Origin of the sequence: Undibacterium sp. TJN19 (genome assembly GCF_049339485.1) — a bacterium.
GTDB lineage: Bacteria > Pseudomonadota > Gammaproteobacteria > Burkholderiales > Burkholderiaceae_D > Undibacterium.
In genome coordinates this window covers 267,740-282,993 of sequence record NZ_JBMPPL010000004.1, presented here as the reverse complement: position 1 = coordinate 282,993, position 15,254 = coordinate 267,740, and the positions used below count along the sequence as shown (strand labels likewise).

General features: G+C 50.7%; 13 protein-coding genes. 3 read left to right on the top strand and 10 right to left on the bottom strand.

Annotated features, from left to right (window positions below; genetic code table 11):
• Positions 1–2: 2 nt before the first annotated feature.
• From mlaD to phnD, 8 genes are all read right to left on the bottom strand, one after another.
• Positions 3–479: an outer membrane lipid asymmetry maintenance protein MlaD gene (mlaD, locus tag ACO0LH_RS14795; RefSeq protein WP_422941871.1), complete on the bottom strand. Its 477-nt coding sequence runs from the start codon at positions 477–479 to the stop codon at positions 3–5.
• 177 nt (positions 480–656) lie between these two features.
• Positions 657–1,427 (bottom strand): lipid asymmetry maintenance ABC transporter permease subunit MlaE, encoded by a 771-nt coding sequence (gene mlaE, locus ACO0LH_RS14790; protein WP_422941870.1) that lies wholly within the window; start codon positions 1,425–1,427, stop codon positions 657–659.
• Positions 1,424–2,227 (bottom strand): ABC transporter ATP-binding protein, encoded by an 804-nt coding sequence (locus ACO0LH_RS14785; protein WP_422941869.1) that lies wholly within the window; start codon positions 2,225–2,227, stop codon positions 1,424–1,426. Before ACO0LH_RS14785 ends, mlaE begins: the two co-directional genes overlap by 4 nt.
• 359 nt (positions 2,228–2,586) lie before the next feature.
• Positions 2,587–4,050, bottom strand: a complete 1,464-nt coding sequence (locus ACO0LH_RS14780; RefSeq protein ID WP_422941868.1) for a glutamate synthase subunit beta — start codon at positions 4,048–4,050, stop codon at positions 2,587–2,589.
• 100 nt (positions 4,051–4,150) lie between these two features.
• Positions 4,151–8,839 (bottom strand): glutamate synthase-related protein, encoded by a 4,689-nt coding sequence (locus ACO0LH_RS14775; RefSeq protein WP_422941867.1) that lies wholly within the window; start codon positions 8,837–8,839, stop codon positions 4,151–4,153.
• A 392-nt stretch (positions 8,840–9,231) separates the two neighbouring features.
• Positions 9,232–9,942, bottom strand: a complete 711-nt coding sequence (locus ACO0LH_RS14770; RefSeq protein WP_422941866.1) for a transposase — start codon at positions 9,940–9,942, stop codon at positions 9,232–9,234.
• 139 nt (positions 9,943–10,081) lie between these two features.
• A complete protein-coding gene (locus tag ACO0LH_RS14765) occupies positions 10,082–10,423 on the bottom strand; it encodes a hypothetical protein (RefSeq protein WP_422941865.1) in 342 nt (113 codons plus the stop codon).
• Positions 10,424–10,620: 197 nt separating this feature from the next.
• Positions 10,621–11,598 (bottom strand): phosphate/phosphite/phosphonate ABC transporter substrate-binding protein, encoded by a 978-nt coding sequence (phnD, locus tag ACO0LH_RS14760; RefSeq protein WP_422941864.1) that lies wholly within the window; start codon positions 11,596–11,598, stop codon positions 10,621–10,623.
• Between the two features lie 111 nt (positions 11,599–11,709).
• Here phnD and ACO0LH_RS14755 point away from each other — a divergent pair, with 111 nt between their 5' ends.
• Entirely contained in the window at positions 11,710–12,345 is a 636-nt protein-coding gene (locus ACO0LH_RS14755) for a hypothetical protein (RefSeq protein WP_422941863.1), read from the top strand.
• Positions 12,239–13,084: an aldose epimerase family protein gene (locus tag ACO0LH_RS14750; protein WP_422941862.1), complete on the top strand. Its 846-nt coding sequence runs from the start codon at positions 12,239–12,241 to the stop codon at positions 13,082–13,084. The genes ACO0LH_RS14755 and ACO0LH_RS14750 overlap by 107 nt, the downstream gene beginning before the upstream one ends.
• A 33-nt stretch (positions 13,085–13,117) precedes the next feature.
• Here the strand turns inward: ACO0LH_RS14750 and ACO0LH_RS14745 are convergent, their stop codons facing one another.
• Positions 13,118–13,546, bottom strand: coding sequence for a tautomerase family protein (locus tag ACO0LH_RS14745; protein ID WP_422941861.1), 429 nt, complete (start codon positions 13,544–13,546; stop codon positions 13,118–13,120).
• 227 nt (positions 13,547–13,773) lie between these two features.
• Here ACO0LH_RS14745 and ACO0LH_RS14740 point away from each other — a divergent pair, with 227 nt between their 5' ends.
• On the top strand, positions 13,774–14,355 hold the full coding sequence (locus ACO0LH_RS14740; RefSeq protein WP_422941860.1) for a TetR/AcrR family transcriptional regulator: 582 nt from the start codon (positions 13,774–13,776) through the stop codon (positions 14,353–14,355).
• Here the strand turns inward: ACO0LH_RS14740 and ACO0LH_RS14735 are convergent.
• Positions 14,352–15,248: a heparin lyase I family protein gene (locus ACO0LH_RS14735; protein ID WP_422941859.1), complete on the bottom strand. Its 897-nt coding sequence runs from the start codon at positions 15,246–15,248 to the stop codon at positions 14,352–14,354. The genes ACO0LH_RS14740 and ACO0LH_RS14735 overlap by 4 nt on opposite strands.
• Positions 15,249–15,254 lie beyond the last annotated feature (6 nt).

Here is a 15,254-nt window from a genome sequence, read left to right as displayed (position 1 = left end):
CATCATTTTTTCTCTTCCGTTTTACCGTCTGCTGCCTTGCTGAACAGGAACTGACTGATCAGATTTTCCAGCACAATTGCAGACTGCGTAAATGTCAATTTATCACCGGCGGCTAGCACATCATCTGAACTGCCTGCCTCTAAACCTATATATTGTTCACCCAGCAAACCCGCTGTCAGTATCTTGGCTGACGAGTTTTTCGGGAATTTATAGCGCTTTTCCAGTTGCAATACCACGGTCGCCTGATAGGTCTTGTCGTCAAATTTGATTTCGCTGACGCGCCCGACCACGACACCGGCACTCTTCACCGCAGCACGTGGTTTCAGGCCGCCAATATTGTCAAAACGCGCCGAGACCGTGTAGTTTTGTTCAAATGACAGCGAACTCAGGTTGCCTGCCTTCAAAGCCAGGAACAAGAGTGCAGCCGCACCCAGGATAACAAACAGGCCGACCCAGAAATCGAGAGATTTTTTTTGCATTTTTCTTTCCCTACATTTTGCTCTTTGCCCCCCTGATTCGGGGAATCAGGGTCCACATGGAGAGCAATTACATTAATTCAGTTTGCGCCACTTCATCAGCTTGCTCGCAGTTTTTCTATCATCCAGCTTAGTCAATTCAAGCCTGCAAACAACAGTGTAGCGTCGCTGATAACCTGACTATTGGAACATCAGTGCCGTCAGCAAGAAATCCAGCCATAACACCAATAACGAGGAAATAACCACGGTTCTGGTGGTGGCACGCGCCACACCTTCAGGTGTAGGCTGTGCTTCATAACCCTGAAACAGCGCTACAAAGCTTACTGCAAAACCGAAAACGATGCTTTTTATCACACCATTACCTATGTCTTGCCAGACTTCCACGCCAGCCTGCATCTGCGACCAGAAAGCGCCGTTGTCAACACCGATCAGCTTCACACCCACGATGTAGCCACCAATAATGCCCATTGCATTGAAAATCGATGTCAGTACCGGCATGGCAATGATGCCTGCCAAAAACCGTGGTGCCAGCACCCTTTGTATGGGGTTGACGGCCATCATTTCCATTGCCGACAATTGTTCACCCGCTTTCATCAGGCCGATTTCGGCAGTCAGCGAAGTGCCAGCCCTGCCGGCAAACAACAGCGCGGTCACCACTGGCCCCAGTTCACGCGTCAAGGATAGTGCTACCAGTAAACCTAAAGCTTCTTCAGAACCATAACGGTTCAGGGTGTAATAACCCTGATAGGCAAGCACGAAGCCCACAAACAGACCGGATACTGCAATGATCACCATCGAATAATTGCCGATGAAGTGAATCTGGTCGGTCACCAGACGCGGTCGCCGCCACAAGCCAGCGCAACTCTTCAATATCAACAGAAAACTACGGGCCGCATAGCCAAGATCTGCCAAACCGGATCTGACGACACCACCTATTTTCTCGACTATCATGCGCGCTTCTCCAGGCCCAGATCATCTTGCAACGATGTCCCCGGATAATGGAAAGGAACCGGACCATCTGCCTCAGCGTGCACGAACTGCCTGACATAGGGGTCGTCAGAAGCCTGCATTTCTTCAGGAGTGCCCTGAGCAACTATCTTGCCTTTGGATAAAAAGTACACATAATCTGCAATGGCAAAAGTCTCGTTCACATCATGCGACACCAGAATCGACGTAGACCCCAAAGCATCGTTCAAGTTCCGTATCAGATTGGCAGCAACACCCATGGAGATGGGATCGAGCCCGGCAAATGGTTCGTCATACATGATCAGTTGCGGGTCCAGCGCCACGGCACGCGCCAGGGCAACACGTCTGGCCATGCCACCAGAAATTTCTGCTGGCATTAACGTTGCCGCATTGCGCAGACCCACCGCTTGTAATTTAAGCAGAACCAGGTCATGTATCATGGACGCGCTGAGATCCGTATGCTCACGCATGGGGAAAGCAACATTATCAAAAACATTCAGGTCGGTGAACAAGGCACCATGCTGAAACAACATGCCCATTTTTCTGCGTATGGCATATAAGCCCTGGGTATCGAGAGTACTGACTTCTTGCCCATCCACCTTGACGCTACCATGCTGGGCACGAATTTGTCCGCCAATCAGACGCAATATGGTGGTCTTGCCAGAGCCCGATCCACCCATGACAGCAATCAATTTACCACGTGGGAAATCCATGGAAAGTTCAGACAAAATAGTCCGATCTCCATACCCAAACTGGACATCACGAATTTCTACAAGATTTGGCACAGCAGAAGAGATAGTTTCGTAAAAACTAGATTGTAATGCAGAACCAGAAAACGGGTTGTACAGACAACTATGCCAAAAAAACAATGATTTGATGAATATTCTGAGTATAACGGCATTTCAATGCAAAATACATTAAAAGCCGCCAATCCCGAATTTAATTCAAAGGCACGGAAAGAAAATAAAAAATTTTAATGAACAACAAGTCAGTAATTTACAAATATTTTATTTATTGTTAACTTTTTGCGACTGTTTCCAAATTATCACCAAAAAATCAGCCGCAAATCACCTCCATGCAGCCTGCATTCTACCCTTAACGCACTGGCAGCAGATGCTGATGCCAGTGCAATCAGAACAGGGGATCAACGTGGCAATACCGAATCGCCCATGAGGAAAGCATCAACTTCACGTGCGCACTGGCGACCTTCGCGTATTGCCCAGACGACCAGCGATTGTCCACGACGCATGTCGCCAGCTGCATAGACTTTGTCGACATTGGTTTTATAGCAGCCAACTCCATCAGTCGTTGCCCTGGCATTGCCGCGCGCGTCCTTGTCGACACCAAAAGCATCGAGCACCTGTTGTACCGGGGAGACAAAGCCCATGGCCAGCAAAACCAGGTCTGCCTTCATTTCAAATTCAGAATCTGGCACTTCCTGCATTTTGCCGTCTTTCCATTCAACACGGCAGGCGATCAGCTTTTCTACCTTGCCAGCCTTACCTTCAAGACGCTTGGTCGCTACCGCCCAGTCACGGTCGCAACCTTCTTCATGGGAAGAAGAGGTGCGCAGCTTGGTTGGCCAGTAAGGCCAGACCATGGGTTTGTTTTCTTGCTCAGGTGGTTGCGGCATCAGTTCAAACTGGGCGACTGATTTGGCACCGTGACGGTTGGATGTACCAACGCAGTCAGAACCGGTATCACCACCACCGATGACAACAACATGCTTGCCACTGGCCATGATCTGGTCCTTGACCTTGTCACCAGCATTGACCTTGTTTTGCAAAGGCAAAAAGTCCATGGCGAAATACACGCCTTTGAGTTCACGGCCTGGCACAGGCAGGTCACGCGGGGTTTCTGCACCACCTGCGATGATGACGGCATCGAAATCTTTTTGCAGCTGCTCAGGCGAGATGGTTTCCTTGGCCCAGTTGGTGACTGTTGCCGGAAAGTCCTTGCCAACGAATACGCTGGTGCGGAAAGTCACGCCCTCTGCCACCATCTGATCGACACGACGGTCGATGTGAGATTTTTCCATCTTGAAGTCAGGAATGCCATAACGCAGCAAGCCACCAACGCGGTCATTCTTTTCAAATACAGTCACATCGTGACCTACGCGCGCCAGTTGCTGTGCTGCTGCCATGCCTGCGGGGCCTGAACCCACCACGGCAATTTTCTTGCCGGTCTTGATGGATGGCACTTGCGGTACGACCCAGCCATTTTCCCAGCCTTTGTCGATGATGAAATGTTCTATTGATTTGATACCGACGGCATCGCTATTGATACCCAGGGTACAGGCCGATTCACAAGGCGCGGGGCAAATACGGCCAGTGAATTCAGGGAAATTATTCGTCGAATGCAGCGTATCGAGCGCCAGTTTGTAATTGCCGTTGAAGACTAGGTCATTCCAGTCAGGGATGATGTTGTTCACGGGGCAGCCGTTATTACAGAAAGGGATGCCACAATCCATACAGCGTGCTGCCTGCACTTTGACCTGGCCATCATCAAGATGCACCAGAAATTCCTTGTAATGCTTTTTGCGTGACTGCGGTGCTTCGCTTGCTTCCTGCAAACGCTGGTATTCCATGAAACCGGTAACTTTACCCATTTTCTAACCTCAATATCGTTGCGGGCATCTGCCCTGTCATTCTGATTTGGCACAGGAGTGCAATACCGCCGCAAATGAAGGCGGCATTGCTTGACTCGACTTATGCGGCGACTTTTTCTTTTTTCGCAGTGGCTTGTCTGGCTGCATACATCTCACCCAGAGCGCGCTTGTATTCGGTAGGGAATACCTTGACGAATTTGGCGCGGCTACGCGCCCAGTCATCAAGCAAGTTGCGCGCACGGGTGCTGCCTGTATGTTTGAAATGACGCTCTATCAGATTGCGCAAGATGGCCTCATCAGTCTCACCCTCGCCACCACGCAAGCGGCTATGCCAAAGCGATTTGTCCAGTGTCGCTACCTGCACATCACCAGCCAGCACCTGCTCCAGCGTCACCATGGACATATTGCACTTGGGTTCGAATTCGCCTTCCGGGTCATACACATAAGCGATACCACCTGACATACCGGCGGCAAAGTTACGTCCCGTGTTGCCGAGTACGATGACAGTGCCGCCTGTCATATATTCGCAACCATGATCGCCAGTACCTTCGATGACCGCTACCGCGCCTGAATTACGCACAGCAAAGCGTTCGCCGGCAACACCATTGATGAAAGCCTCGCCGGAGATGGCGCCGTACAGGACAGTGTTACCGCAGATGATGTTGTCCACCGCCCAGCCACGGAATTCAGTGTTTGGACGGATGATGATGCGGCCACCAGACAAGCCTTTGCCGACATAATCATTCCCTTCACCGACCAGATCCAGCGTCACGCCATGCGCCAGGAAAGCACCGGCAGACTGACCGGCCGTACCCTGCAACTGGATATGGATGGTGTCATCCGGCAAACCGGCATGGCCATATTTTTTGGCAACTTCGCCCGACAGCATGGTGCCTACGGTACGGTTAAGGTTTTTGATAGGTGAAATGAAGGACACTTTTTCACCGGTTTCCAAAGCGATTTTTGCCTGTGCAATCAGTTTGTTGTCGAGTGCTTTTTCAAGGCCATGATCCTGTACATCAACATGGCGGATAGCAGCGCCTTCAGCCAGTTCAGGCTGATGGAAGATGCGGCTGAAATCCAGACCTTTGGCTTTCCAGTGCGTCACTGCTTTTGACTTGTCGAGCAAATCAACACGGCCTATCAGTTCGTCATACGTACGTATGCCCAGTTGTGCCATGATCTGACGGACTTCTTCTGCAACGAAGAAGAAATAGTTGACGACATATTCTGGCTTGCCAGAAAATTTTGCACGCAAGACCGGGTCTTGTGTTGCCACGCCGACCGGGCAGGTATTCAGATGGCATTTACGCATCATGATGCAACCCTCTACCACCAGTGGTGCCGTGGCAAAACCGATTTCATCGGCTCCCAGCATGGCGGCAATCGCCACGTCACGGCCAGTCTTCATTTGGCCATCAGCCTGTACGCGCACACGGCCACGCAAGCCATTCAGGACCAGGGTTTGCTGGGTTTCAGACAAGCCCAGCTCCCACGGTGTGCCAGCATGCTTGATGGACGACAAAGGCGATGCGCCAGTACCACCGTCATGACCGGCAATAACAACGTGATCAGCCTTGGCCTTGGAAACACCGGCAGCGATCGTGCCAACGCCCACTTCAGATACCAGCTTGACCGAAATCGAGGCTTTGGGATTGACGTTTTTCAAGTCATGGATCAGTTGCGCCAGATCTTCAATCGAATAAATATCATGGTGCGGCGGCGGTGAAATCAAACCCACGCCAGGTACGGAGAAACGCAGTTTGGCGATGTATTCAGAAACCTTGTGACCTGGCAACTGACCACCCTCACCCGGCTTGGCACCCTGCGCCATTTTGATCTGTATCTGATCGGCAGAACTCAGGTATTCAGCCGTCACACCAAAACGGCCGGATGCAACCTGTTTGATTTTAGAACGCAGCGAATCGCCATCCTGCAAGGGAATATCCACTTCGATCTGGTCCTTGCCGATGACTGACGCCAGTGTCGCCCCCTGCTTGATAGGGATGCCTTTCAACTCTTGCTGGTAACGAGCCGGATCTTCCCCGCCTTCACCCGTGTTGGATTTACCGCCTATGCGGTTCATCGCCACAGCCAGGGTTGCATGCGCTTCAGTACTGATGGAACCCAGCGACATCGCGCCGGTGGCAAAGCGTTTGACGATTTCCTTGGCTGGCTCTACTTGGTCGAGCGGAATGGCTTTAGCGGGATCGATTTTGAATTCAAACAGGCCACGCAGGGTCATGTGACGCCTGGTCTGATCATTGATGATCTGGGCGTATTCTTTATACGAATTATAGTTGTTGGAACGCGTGGAATGCTGGAGTTTGGCAATTGCATCCGGTGTCCACATATGGTCTTCACCACGTACACGGTAGGCATATTCGCCGCCTGCGTCGAGCGCGTTTTCCAGCACGGGGTCATTGCCAAAGGCAGCCTTGTGCAGGCGCAGTGCTTCTTCTGCCACTTCAAATACGCCTATACCTTCCACATTCGATGCGGTGCCTTTGAAGTATTTGTCAACCAAGGATTTATTGAGGCCGATGGCTTCAAATATCTGCGCGCCGCAGTACGACATATAAGTCGAAATACCCATCTTGGACATGACTTTCATCAAGCCCTTGCCGATCGCCTTGGTATAGTTGTAGACAGCTTTTTCTGCCGACAAATCACCCGACAGGTCTTTTGCCATATCGGCCAGTGTCTGCATCGCCAGGTAAGGATGGACTGCCTCTGCACCATACCCTGCAAGCAGCGCAAAGTGGTGGGTTTCGCGGGCAGAACCAGTTTCTACCACCAGGCCTGTCGTAGTGCGCAAACCCTTGCTGACCAGGTGCTGATGAACGGTAGAAGTTGCCAGCAATGCCGGAATGGCGACATAGTATGCATCCATCTTGCGGTCAGTGATGATCATGATGTTGTGGCCGGACTTGACCGCATCAACGACTTCAGCACAGATTGATGCGAGGCGCGCTTCGATACCGTCCTTGCCCCAGGCGACGGGGTAACAGATATCCAGTTCATACGATTTGAACTTGCCACCCGTATTGGCGCTGATATTGCGCAATTTGGCGATGTCGGCGAAATCCAGTATCGGTTGCGACACTTCCAGGCGCATCGGCGGGTTAATGTTGTTAGTGTCGAGCAGATTTGGCTTGGGGCCGATGAAAGACACGAGTGACATCACCATCGCTTCGCGGATAGGGTCTATCGGTGGATTGGTCACCTGCGCAAACAACTGTTTGAAGTAGTTGTATAGCGGCTTGAGTTTGTTCGACATCACGGCCAGTGAAGAATCATTGCCCATGGAACCGATGGCTTCTTCCGCACCGGATGCCATAGGGGCCATCAGGAATTTCAAGTCTTCCTGTGTATAACCAAAGGCTTGCTGACGATCAAGCAGGCTGGCACTGTATTCCGCTTTGTCTTCTGCTGCCTTCAACTCATTGAGCTTGATACGGACTGAGCGTATCCATTGCTTGTAAGGCTTGGCATTGGCGTAGGTATCCTTGATTTCCTTGTCATCGATGATGCGGCCTGCTTCCAAGTCGATAAGGAACATCTTGCCTGGTTGCAGACGCCATTTCTTGATGATCTTGGATTCAGGGATAGGCAAGACGCCGGATTCAGATGCCATGACGACAAGGTCATCGTCCGTGACGATATAACGTGCAGGGCGCAAGCCATTGCGGTCCAGTGTACCGCCGATCTGGCGGCCATCGGTAAAGGCCATGGCGGCCGGACCGTCCCATGGTTCCATCATGGCAGCGTGGTATTCATAGAAGGCGCGGCGGTTTTCATCCATCATGGTGTGGTTTTCCCAGGCTTCGGGGATCATCATCATCATGGCTTGCGCAATGGGGTAACCAGCCATCACCAGCAGCTCCAGCGCATTATCAAAGCTGGCTGTGTCCGACTGGCCTTCAAATATCAGTGGATACAGTTTTTGCAGATCATCGCCCAGCACCGCCGATTTCATGACGCCTTCACGGGCGCGCATCCAGTTGAAGTTGCCTTTGACTGTGTTGATCTCACCGTTATGCGCAATCATGCGGTAAGGGTGGGCCAATGGCCATTCAGGGAAGGTATTGGTAGAAAAACGTTGATGCACGAGGGCCAGTGCAGAGACGCAGCGCGCATCCTGCAAGTCTTTATAGTAGACACCAACCTGGTCGGCCAGCAGCAAGCCTTTATAGACTATCGTGCGGGCTGACATCGAAGGGACGAAATATTCTTTGCCGTGTATTAGTTTCAGGGCTTCAATCGCATGCACGGCCGATTTGCGGATCACATACAGTTTGCGTTCCAGCGCATCAGTGACCATGATGTCAGGGCCGCGACCAATGAATATCTGACGTATCACTGGCTCTTTTTCACGCACGGTCGGTGACATCGGCATGTCGCGGTCAACCGGCACGTCACGCCAGCCCAGTACAACCTGGCCTTCAGCGCGCACGGCACGTTCTATCTCCTGCTCACAAGCCAGGCGCGATGCATGCTCTTTCGGCAAGAAGATCATGCCTACGCCATATTCGCCCGGTGGCGGCAGGTTGATACCCTGCTTGGCCATCTCCTCGCGGTAATACTGGTCAGGTATCTGGATCAAAATGCCGGCACCGTCGCCCATCAGCGGGTCTGCACCAACCGCACCCCTGTGATCAAGGTTTTTCAATATCAATAAACCCTGGTCAACGATGGCATGGGTTTTCTTGCCCTTGATATGAGCAATAAAACCGACGCCACAGGCATCATGTTCATTGGATGGGTCATACAAACCTTGAGCGTGCATAGTGGATCTCCGGAGGGCAATTTAATATCAGGACTTACGTGAAACAGCTGTCAGCCAGTCAGGCTATTTTTTTACTGCGGGTGGCAGTCAGATGACGTTGGCTTGAATGGGTTTTCAAACCTTGGGCCAGGCCTCCGGGTAAGGAACATGGCACTACGCGGACAAATGAGGCGGGATGGTTACCCGGCATCGACAGTTTTGCGTAAATCCTGTCAGGACAGGTAGAGAATAGTGCAGTGCAAAATATTATTCAACTAATTTAATTAGGGTCAGTGTCTAATTAATATAAATTAATTTCCATTAAAATTAAATTGGGGACATAGTAAATTCAATTAAATAAAGATAATCTCAATGAGTTCTGGCAAACTTGACGATGAAAAAGCAAAAGAGATTTATTGTTTAATATCAGGCACTTGCACTGCCTTGCGTGGGCGACCACGACTGACGGGTTCAATTCTGCGTTCAGTCAGCTTGCTCATGGCTGCCTTGAAACTGGCAGAACCCAGTACCCAGGCTTTGCTGCTGGCATCAACTATCTCTGCGATTTGTGCAGATGACAGCCCCTGCTCCAGGCATTCACGATAGGCAGCTTCCCTTTGAAACGGTGTATTTCCCAAAGCCCAATAACTGCTATGGTCAGAAATCAGCGGATCGATCTGCAAGCCTATGTGATGCCGGTAACTTGACCAGGCAAAATCGAGCAAATCAGCTACCAGGCCAGCGCGCTGCGGACTGTTTTCTATATAGATACTGCATGGGATAAAGTACTTGGTCGCCTCAATCACTGTGGCGCGATAGCGCCCCTGCCACAAGCTGCCGCTACGCTGGTATTTGCGATTGAAATAAGGGACATAGTGACGACCCAGCCATTGCATCATCTTGCCAAGACCGGTTTCGTCGCTAGGAGTGAGTAACAGATGCAGGTGATCAGGCATCAGCACATAGGCGTGTATGGCCACGCCGAACAGGCGCGCAGCTTCTTTCAGCCACTGAAGGAAGCTGGTGTGATCTTCGGCATCATGAAAAATAACAGTGCCGGCATTGCCACGCTGCATGACATGATGTTGCTGATGTGGGATAACGAGTCGGGCTAATCTAGCCATTTGCGCAGCGGAAGAATCCAAAAAGAGTCTGGATTGTGCTTGCGCCTGGCTGGCTTGTCAAAAATTATTGCCCGGTTTGCGGGCAATAATTCATGCGAAGAGACTTATCTATCCAAAACCTGCGGGTTTGCAGCTGCAATCAGGCAGCAATCAACTCTTGCACCGGGCTTTTCAAGCGGAACACTTTCAAAGCACGTGATGCATCTGGTACCGCCATGATTTCAGGCACACCAGTCATTAATTCAGAAATACGGTTTTTCAGCGCTTTTGCCTGTGTCGCCAGCTTGTAATGCGCAGGACGGGTAGTCTGTACGATACCCCAGCGCACGACAGGTGCGTGGCCACTGGCATCCAGCAGTGATCTTTCGCGCAGCCACTTCTCGAAACAGCGCGTGGTCATGTCGCTTTCAATCCAGATAAGATTATCTGAGCTCATTTTCTTGCTGTTGTCCGTAGGGCGAACCAGTATTTCGTAAATCATTTTCTGACTCCTGTAAGGGAATCTTCGCCGTATGGAAGGTGCAAGCAAAGATTCTTTAGTCCAAAAACGCACTGATTCGCCATTCAGTTGACATGAAAAGTTACAAAACAGAGGAATTTTTTTATATTTTTTATAAAAAACAACGAAATACCTCTATAAATTGTCATATTTCCTATGATTTAAAGCATTTTTACAATCTATTTGATCCTTGCGATCTCCAACGCAAAGCTCAATTTGCCAAATCTTGCGCTGACTTCGTCAAATTTCTTTTGTTTTTGCGCATCTGTTAAGCTGGGATTGTTCAGATTTTCACGCAAAACGCTAAATAATGCTAAATCGGCCACCGGTTTCAGCTGCGCATCGTTAGAACGTTGAAAACCTGACAAATTCAGAATGTTTTTCAGGGTTTCAGCATTGGCTTTTTGCTTGCCATAATTGGCAAAGAAGTCTTCGATACGGGTTTTCATCGCTGGCGACAGGTCTTTGCGATACATAATAGGGTCATTCGGAATCAGCGGAGACGACCAGATCACGCGTATTTTATCGAGCTGGTCAGGTGCTTCTTTCTTCAAACGGTCCATTTCTTCGGTATTAAAGGTAGCCACATCTGCTTCGCCCCTCAGAATCGAAGAGAAATTTGCCTGATGATTGCCTGACAGAACTTTTTTAAAGAGTTTGGCAGGGTCAGCTTTATTTTTTGCAAACAGGTAATAGGCAGGTACCAGGTGGCCAGATGTCGATTTTTTATCGCCATCAGCAAAAATGAAGACACCCGGTTTGGCAACAATTTGCTCAAAACTGGTTAAAGCACTTTTATTCGAAACGATCAGTACCGAATTGTAACCACGCGAACCATCGCTTTTCACCATCTGGGCGAAAACCGTAGCCTTGCCATCTTCCACCGCATCCAGAGCCACCTTGCTGCTGAGCCAGGCGATTTGTATGGTGTTATTCTTCAGTCCAGCCAGAATATCGTTGTAATTGGTGGACACCGCAGCAGTGACTTCTGTACCGGTACTTTTGGCCAGATCATCCAGCAAAGGCTGCCAGCGCTTGCGGGTGTCCTCTATGCTGGTAGTGGCGATCAGGCCCACTGTAAGTTTTTCTGCGGCTTGCGCAAAAGAAATAAATAAACTGCCCACGAGCAGCGCCAAGGGAATGATTTTCCTAAACATATTGCCTCAAAAAGATTTTTCAAATGCCCAAAACCACCAGCACCTTAAAGGCTGGTAAGGCATGTATGCGACGAAACACAAACAAGCGACGTCCAGGAAGTACTTTTGGACATGAAGGGGAATGGGATTGGATATAAAGAAATTAGTTTCTCTACATCAATGCCACATATTATAGCACTGCGGCAACATCAGCCTGTTTTTGAAATGTATCCGCAGGTGTTCGACAGAAATTTGTCGCCTGCATATTCCTCACAATCAGCAGATTTAAATTGGTTTTTTCATGTCTGGCATTTCATTTCAGGTAAGAATAAAGCTCGAGACACTTCATCCATTGCCATGCGGAATCTGCTAATTTTAACCCCTGTATTCTGGCTGTTTTTTCTTACGCTTGCGACATGCGCCAGCGCGGCGGACATGCAGGTACAAGCCTGGGGCAATACAAAAGAGGGGACGCACGTCGAAGAAACCTGTATCAGCAATAATGCGCTGATGCAGGTCTGCTATATAGACTATGGCGCGACCATCACTTCCATCACGGTACCGGACCGTCAGGGGAAAATGGAAAATATCGTGTTGAGCCTCCCCGACCTGGCGTCTTATCAAAAAACCAGACACCGACACGCTGCCGTCATAGGCCGCTATGCAGCGGCGGATAGCTCATGCCCAATTCACACTGAACGGCAAAGTTATCTCGCTAACGCCAAACCAGCGTGGGCTGGCCGTTCATGGCGACCCGGATGGCTTTGATAAACGGGTCTGGCAAAGACGTGATTTTGTCGATGAACAAAGTCTGGGTTCGGTATTTCATCTGGTCAGCCCCGACGGTGATCAGGGCATGCCTGGCGAGCTTGATGTCAGCGTCACCTATCGCCTGCTCCATGCCAGCAATGAATTCCGTATTGAATACAATGCGCGCAGCACGGCACCTACCGTCATCAATTTGACCAATCACGCGTATTTCAATCTGGCCGGTGCTGGCTCCCCGGGTCTGGCCTCGCATATATTCCAGATAAGGGCAGATCGCTATGCCGAAACCGATGATAAACGCGTTCCCACTGGAAATTTATTGAGCGTGCAGGATACAGCGCTGGATTTCCGCCAGCCCACAGGGATTAGCCAGCGCCTTGTGCAAGCCGCGAATGAACTGGGCAAACCACCAGGCTATGATCATAGCCTGGTATTTTCAGACTGGAATGGACAGCTTGAACTGGTTGCCAATATCGTTGAAAGCCATTCCGGACGCCATATGCAGGTGCTGACGACAGAGCCCTCCGTACAATTCTTTAGCGGCAATGGCTTCGATGGCAGCGAAATCGCCAGCGAAGGCAAGCCTTACCAGCGCCATGATGGCTTTGCCTTTGAAACCCAGCATTTGCCGGACAGCCCCAACCATGCCAGTTTCCCGACGACCTTGTTAAGCCCCGGTCAGGTTTTTAACTCGGTCACCAGTTTTCGCTTTTCAATATCGCCGCATCTGAAAAGATAATAGCAGGCCACATCCGGCAAGAACCATGCTGTCTCAGGCGGTTTTGGGGGCGAGCAATGCCGCAAATTCAGCCCGCCCAAAAGCGGTACCCGCGATACCCCAGCCACCTTCAGCCGCTTCTGTCAGCAAAACCCAGGTGCGCGTCACTTGCGTAGGATCACCAGAAATTTGCGCGACGATCGATGTCGCCTCTTTCACAAACATTTTCTGGCCTTCCCGGCTTAAAGCTGCTGGCGGCGTGACCACTTGTATACGCACGGTACGCGCTGCATCAGTAGCCGCAGTATGCACCGCCGATGCGGGCATGCGATGGATATAGGCACCCGTATTGTGCGTATGGGCCGGGCCAGGCTGGGCCACACCTTCGGCACGCAATAAAGCTGCGGTCAGTTGTTCAGCAAGCTGGCGATCAGTGCCGGCAGGGAAAAGATCTTCGGCGGCATAAATGTCTATCATGGGCATGGCATTACTCCTGGTTGATCAATCGATATTGCGCATTTGCTCATTATTGACTCAATTATTTGTTTAATGATTCACTTGCGCGCACTTGCACATTATCCAGCCTGGAATTGCTATTTCATTCAGGTTATCGGTTTTTGGCAAGAATCAGGATGATATACATCATCCTTAAAAAGATGATGACGAGTATAATCCTCTTTGTCAAGTATAGAAATTCAAGGTGTGGCTGCATGGGTAGTTCAAAGGCAGAAAAGGCAGAAAATCACGAGCGCATTGTCAGGATAGCTGCTGCCCGCTTCCGTGAAATCGGAATTGAAGGCATCGGTGTGGCAGACCTGATGAAAGATGCGGGCATGACGCATGGTGGTTTCTACCGCCATTTTGCCTCGCGTGAAGAGCTGGTGGCAGAAGCCGTTGCCAGGGCATTGCAGGATGGGGGGCAGGCGGTTGCAGCAATAGCGAACAGCACGCAAAGCAGACAAATATTGTTTACCGCTTTGGTCGATGGCTATCTGAGTATCGCACACCGCGACGGTCTGGCCAGCAGTTGCGCCGTGACGGCACTGGCGGCAGATGTCGCGCGCAGCAATGACAAGGCACGCTCTGCCTACACCAGCCAGGTCAGCCTTTATCTGAAGGTGCTGGGCGAGCTGATCGCCAGCGAAAAATCGGCATCAAAACGCACGGCGGCAATTGCGGCACTGGCGACGATGGTAGGGGCTGTATCGCTGGCACGCGCCGTCAATGATGCCGCATTGTCTGATGAAATCCTGCAATCGGCGGCCAGGGAATTAAAAGCGCGCATGGCTTAGCGGCAGGTTGAATCTGCCTGTTCGCCATGTGTGATCGCAAAATTGGCAAAGTACACATAATCGTCCATGGACTGGTTCAGCATCGCATGGTGCTTGCGGTAAATGCCCCATTTGGGCCGCATATGATCGGCACCTGTACGCCATAGTTGCAAACCCTTGCTGTCTATGTCGAGCACAGATTTGTCATCCTGATTTCGCATGGTCAATTGATACCGGCCGCCAGAATTTGAAAATACAATCTGTTCACGCACACTTATCCATTGCCCCTGTATCTGACTTAGGGCGACCGTACCAAGTACATGAAAAGTACCGCCATCATTTTTGAGATCATCAATCTGCCGCACTTCCATCCGTCCGTTAGCCAATGGCGTGAAGGTGATCAGTGGCGGCTCTGCATAGCGGCCACCGTACGCCTTGATCTGATGAATGTGCGTGAATGAAGGCGAAAACTTCATGCCGGCATCAATCCTGAAACGCCAGGCATAAATGAAGGAATCACCTTCATGCGCCTTGAAGGCCTGATGCATGCCCGTCAGGCTGGGGGCGATCTTGATTTCGGTGCGTGAACGGTCACTGCCCTCGGCCACGGTTTTACCATCCAGGTTGACGTCTGTCGGATCTATGGCAATTACTGAGAAATAAGCAGGAACGATAGCGTCACCGCCTTGAGTAATATGTGGCCTGACTGGCGTGTAAAGTATATCGCTGGGCGTTTCTACCGCACCCTTGCCAAATACACTTTCTATCCTGGCATAGGTGCCTGACTGATCAGCGTTTTGTGCGTTCAGGCATAGTGTATTACCAGTCACCCCCGTGGGGGCCAGCGTAGCATTGACAACACTGGCGTGGCCTGCGTAACAGACCAGCAAGCCAGCAGAAAGAATTGATCGCATCATGCG

Bases quoted from the DNA above. Each gene is read 5' to 3' on its own strand.
- mlaD (WP_422941871.1), bottom strand. From the start codon at position 479: ATGCAAAAAAAATCTCTCGATTTCTGGGTCGGCCTGTTTGTTATCCTG.
- mlaE (WP_422941870.1), bottom strand. From the start codon at position 1,427: ATGATAGTCGAGAAAATAGGTGGTGTCGTCAGATCCGGTTTGGCAGAT.
- ACO0LH_RS14780 (WP_422941868.1), bottom strand. From the start codon at position 4,050: ATGGGTAAAGTTACCGGTTTCATGGAATACCAGCGTTTGCAGGAAGCA.
- ACO0LH_RS14775 (WP_422941867.1), bottom strand. From the start codon at position 8,839: ATGCACGCTCAAGGTTTGTATGACCCATCCAATGAACATGATGCCTGT.
- ACO0LH_RS14770 (WP_422941866.1), bottom strand. From the start codon at position 9,942: ATGGCTAGATTAGCCCGACTCGTTATCCCACATCAGCAACATCATGTC.
- ACO0LH_RS14765 (WP_422941865.1), bottom strand. From the start codon at position 10,423: ATGATTTACGAAATACTGGTTCGCCCTACGGACAACAGCAAGAAAATG.
- phnD (WP_422941864.1), bottom strand. From the start codon at position 11,598: ATGTTTAGGAAAATCATTCCCTTGGCGCTGCTCGTGGGCAGTTTATTT.
- ACO0LH_RS14755 (WP_422941863.1), top strand. From the start codon at position 11,710: ATGAAGGGGAATGGGATTGGATATAAAGAAATTAGTTTCTCTACATCA.
- ACO0LH_RS14750 (WP_422941862.1), top strand. From the start codon at position 12,239: ATGCAGCGGCGGATAGCTCATGCCCAATTCACACTGAACGGCAAAGTT.
- ACO0LH_RS14745 (WP_422941861.1), bottom strand. From the start codon at position 13,546: ATGCCCATGATAGACATTTATGCCGCCGAAGATCTTTTCCCTGCCGGC.
- ACO0LH_RS14740 (WP_422941860.1), top strand. From the start codon at position 13,774: ATGGGTAGTTCAAAGGCAGAAAAGGCAGAAAATCACGAGCGCATTGTC.
- ACO0LH_RS14735 (WP_422941859.1), bottom strand. From the start codon at position 15,248: ATGCGATCAATTCTTTCTGCTGGCTTGCTGGTCTGTTACGCAGGCCAC.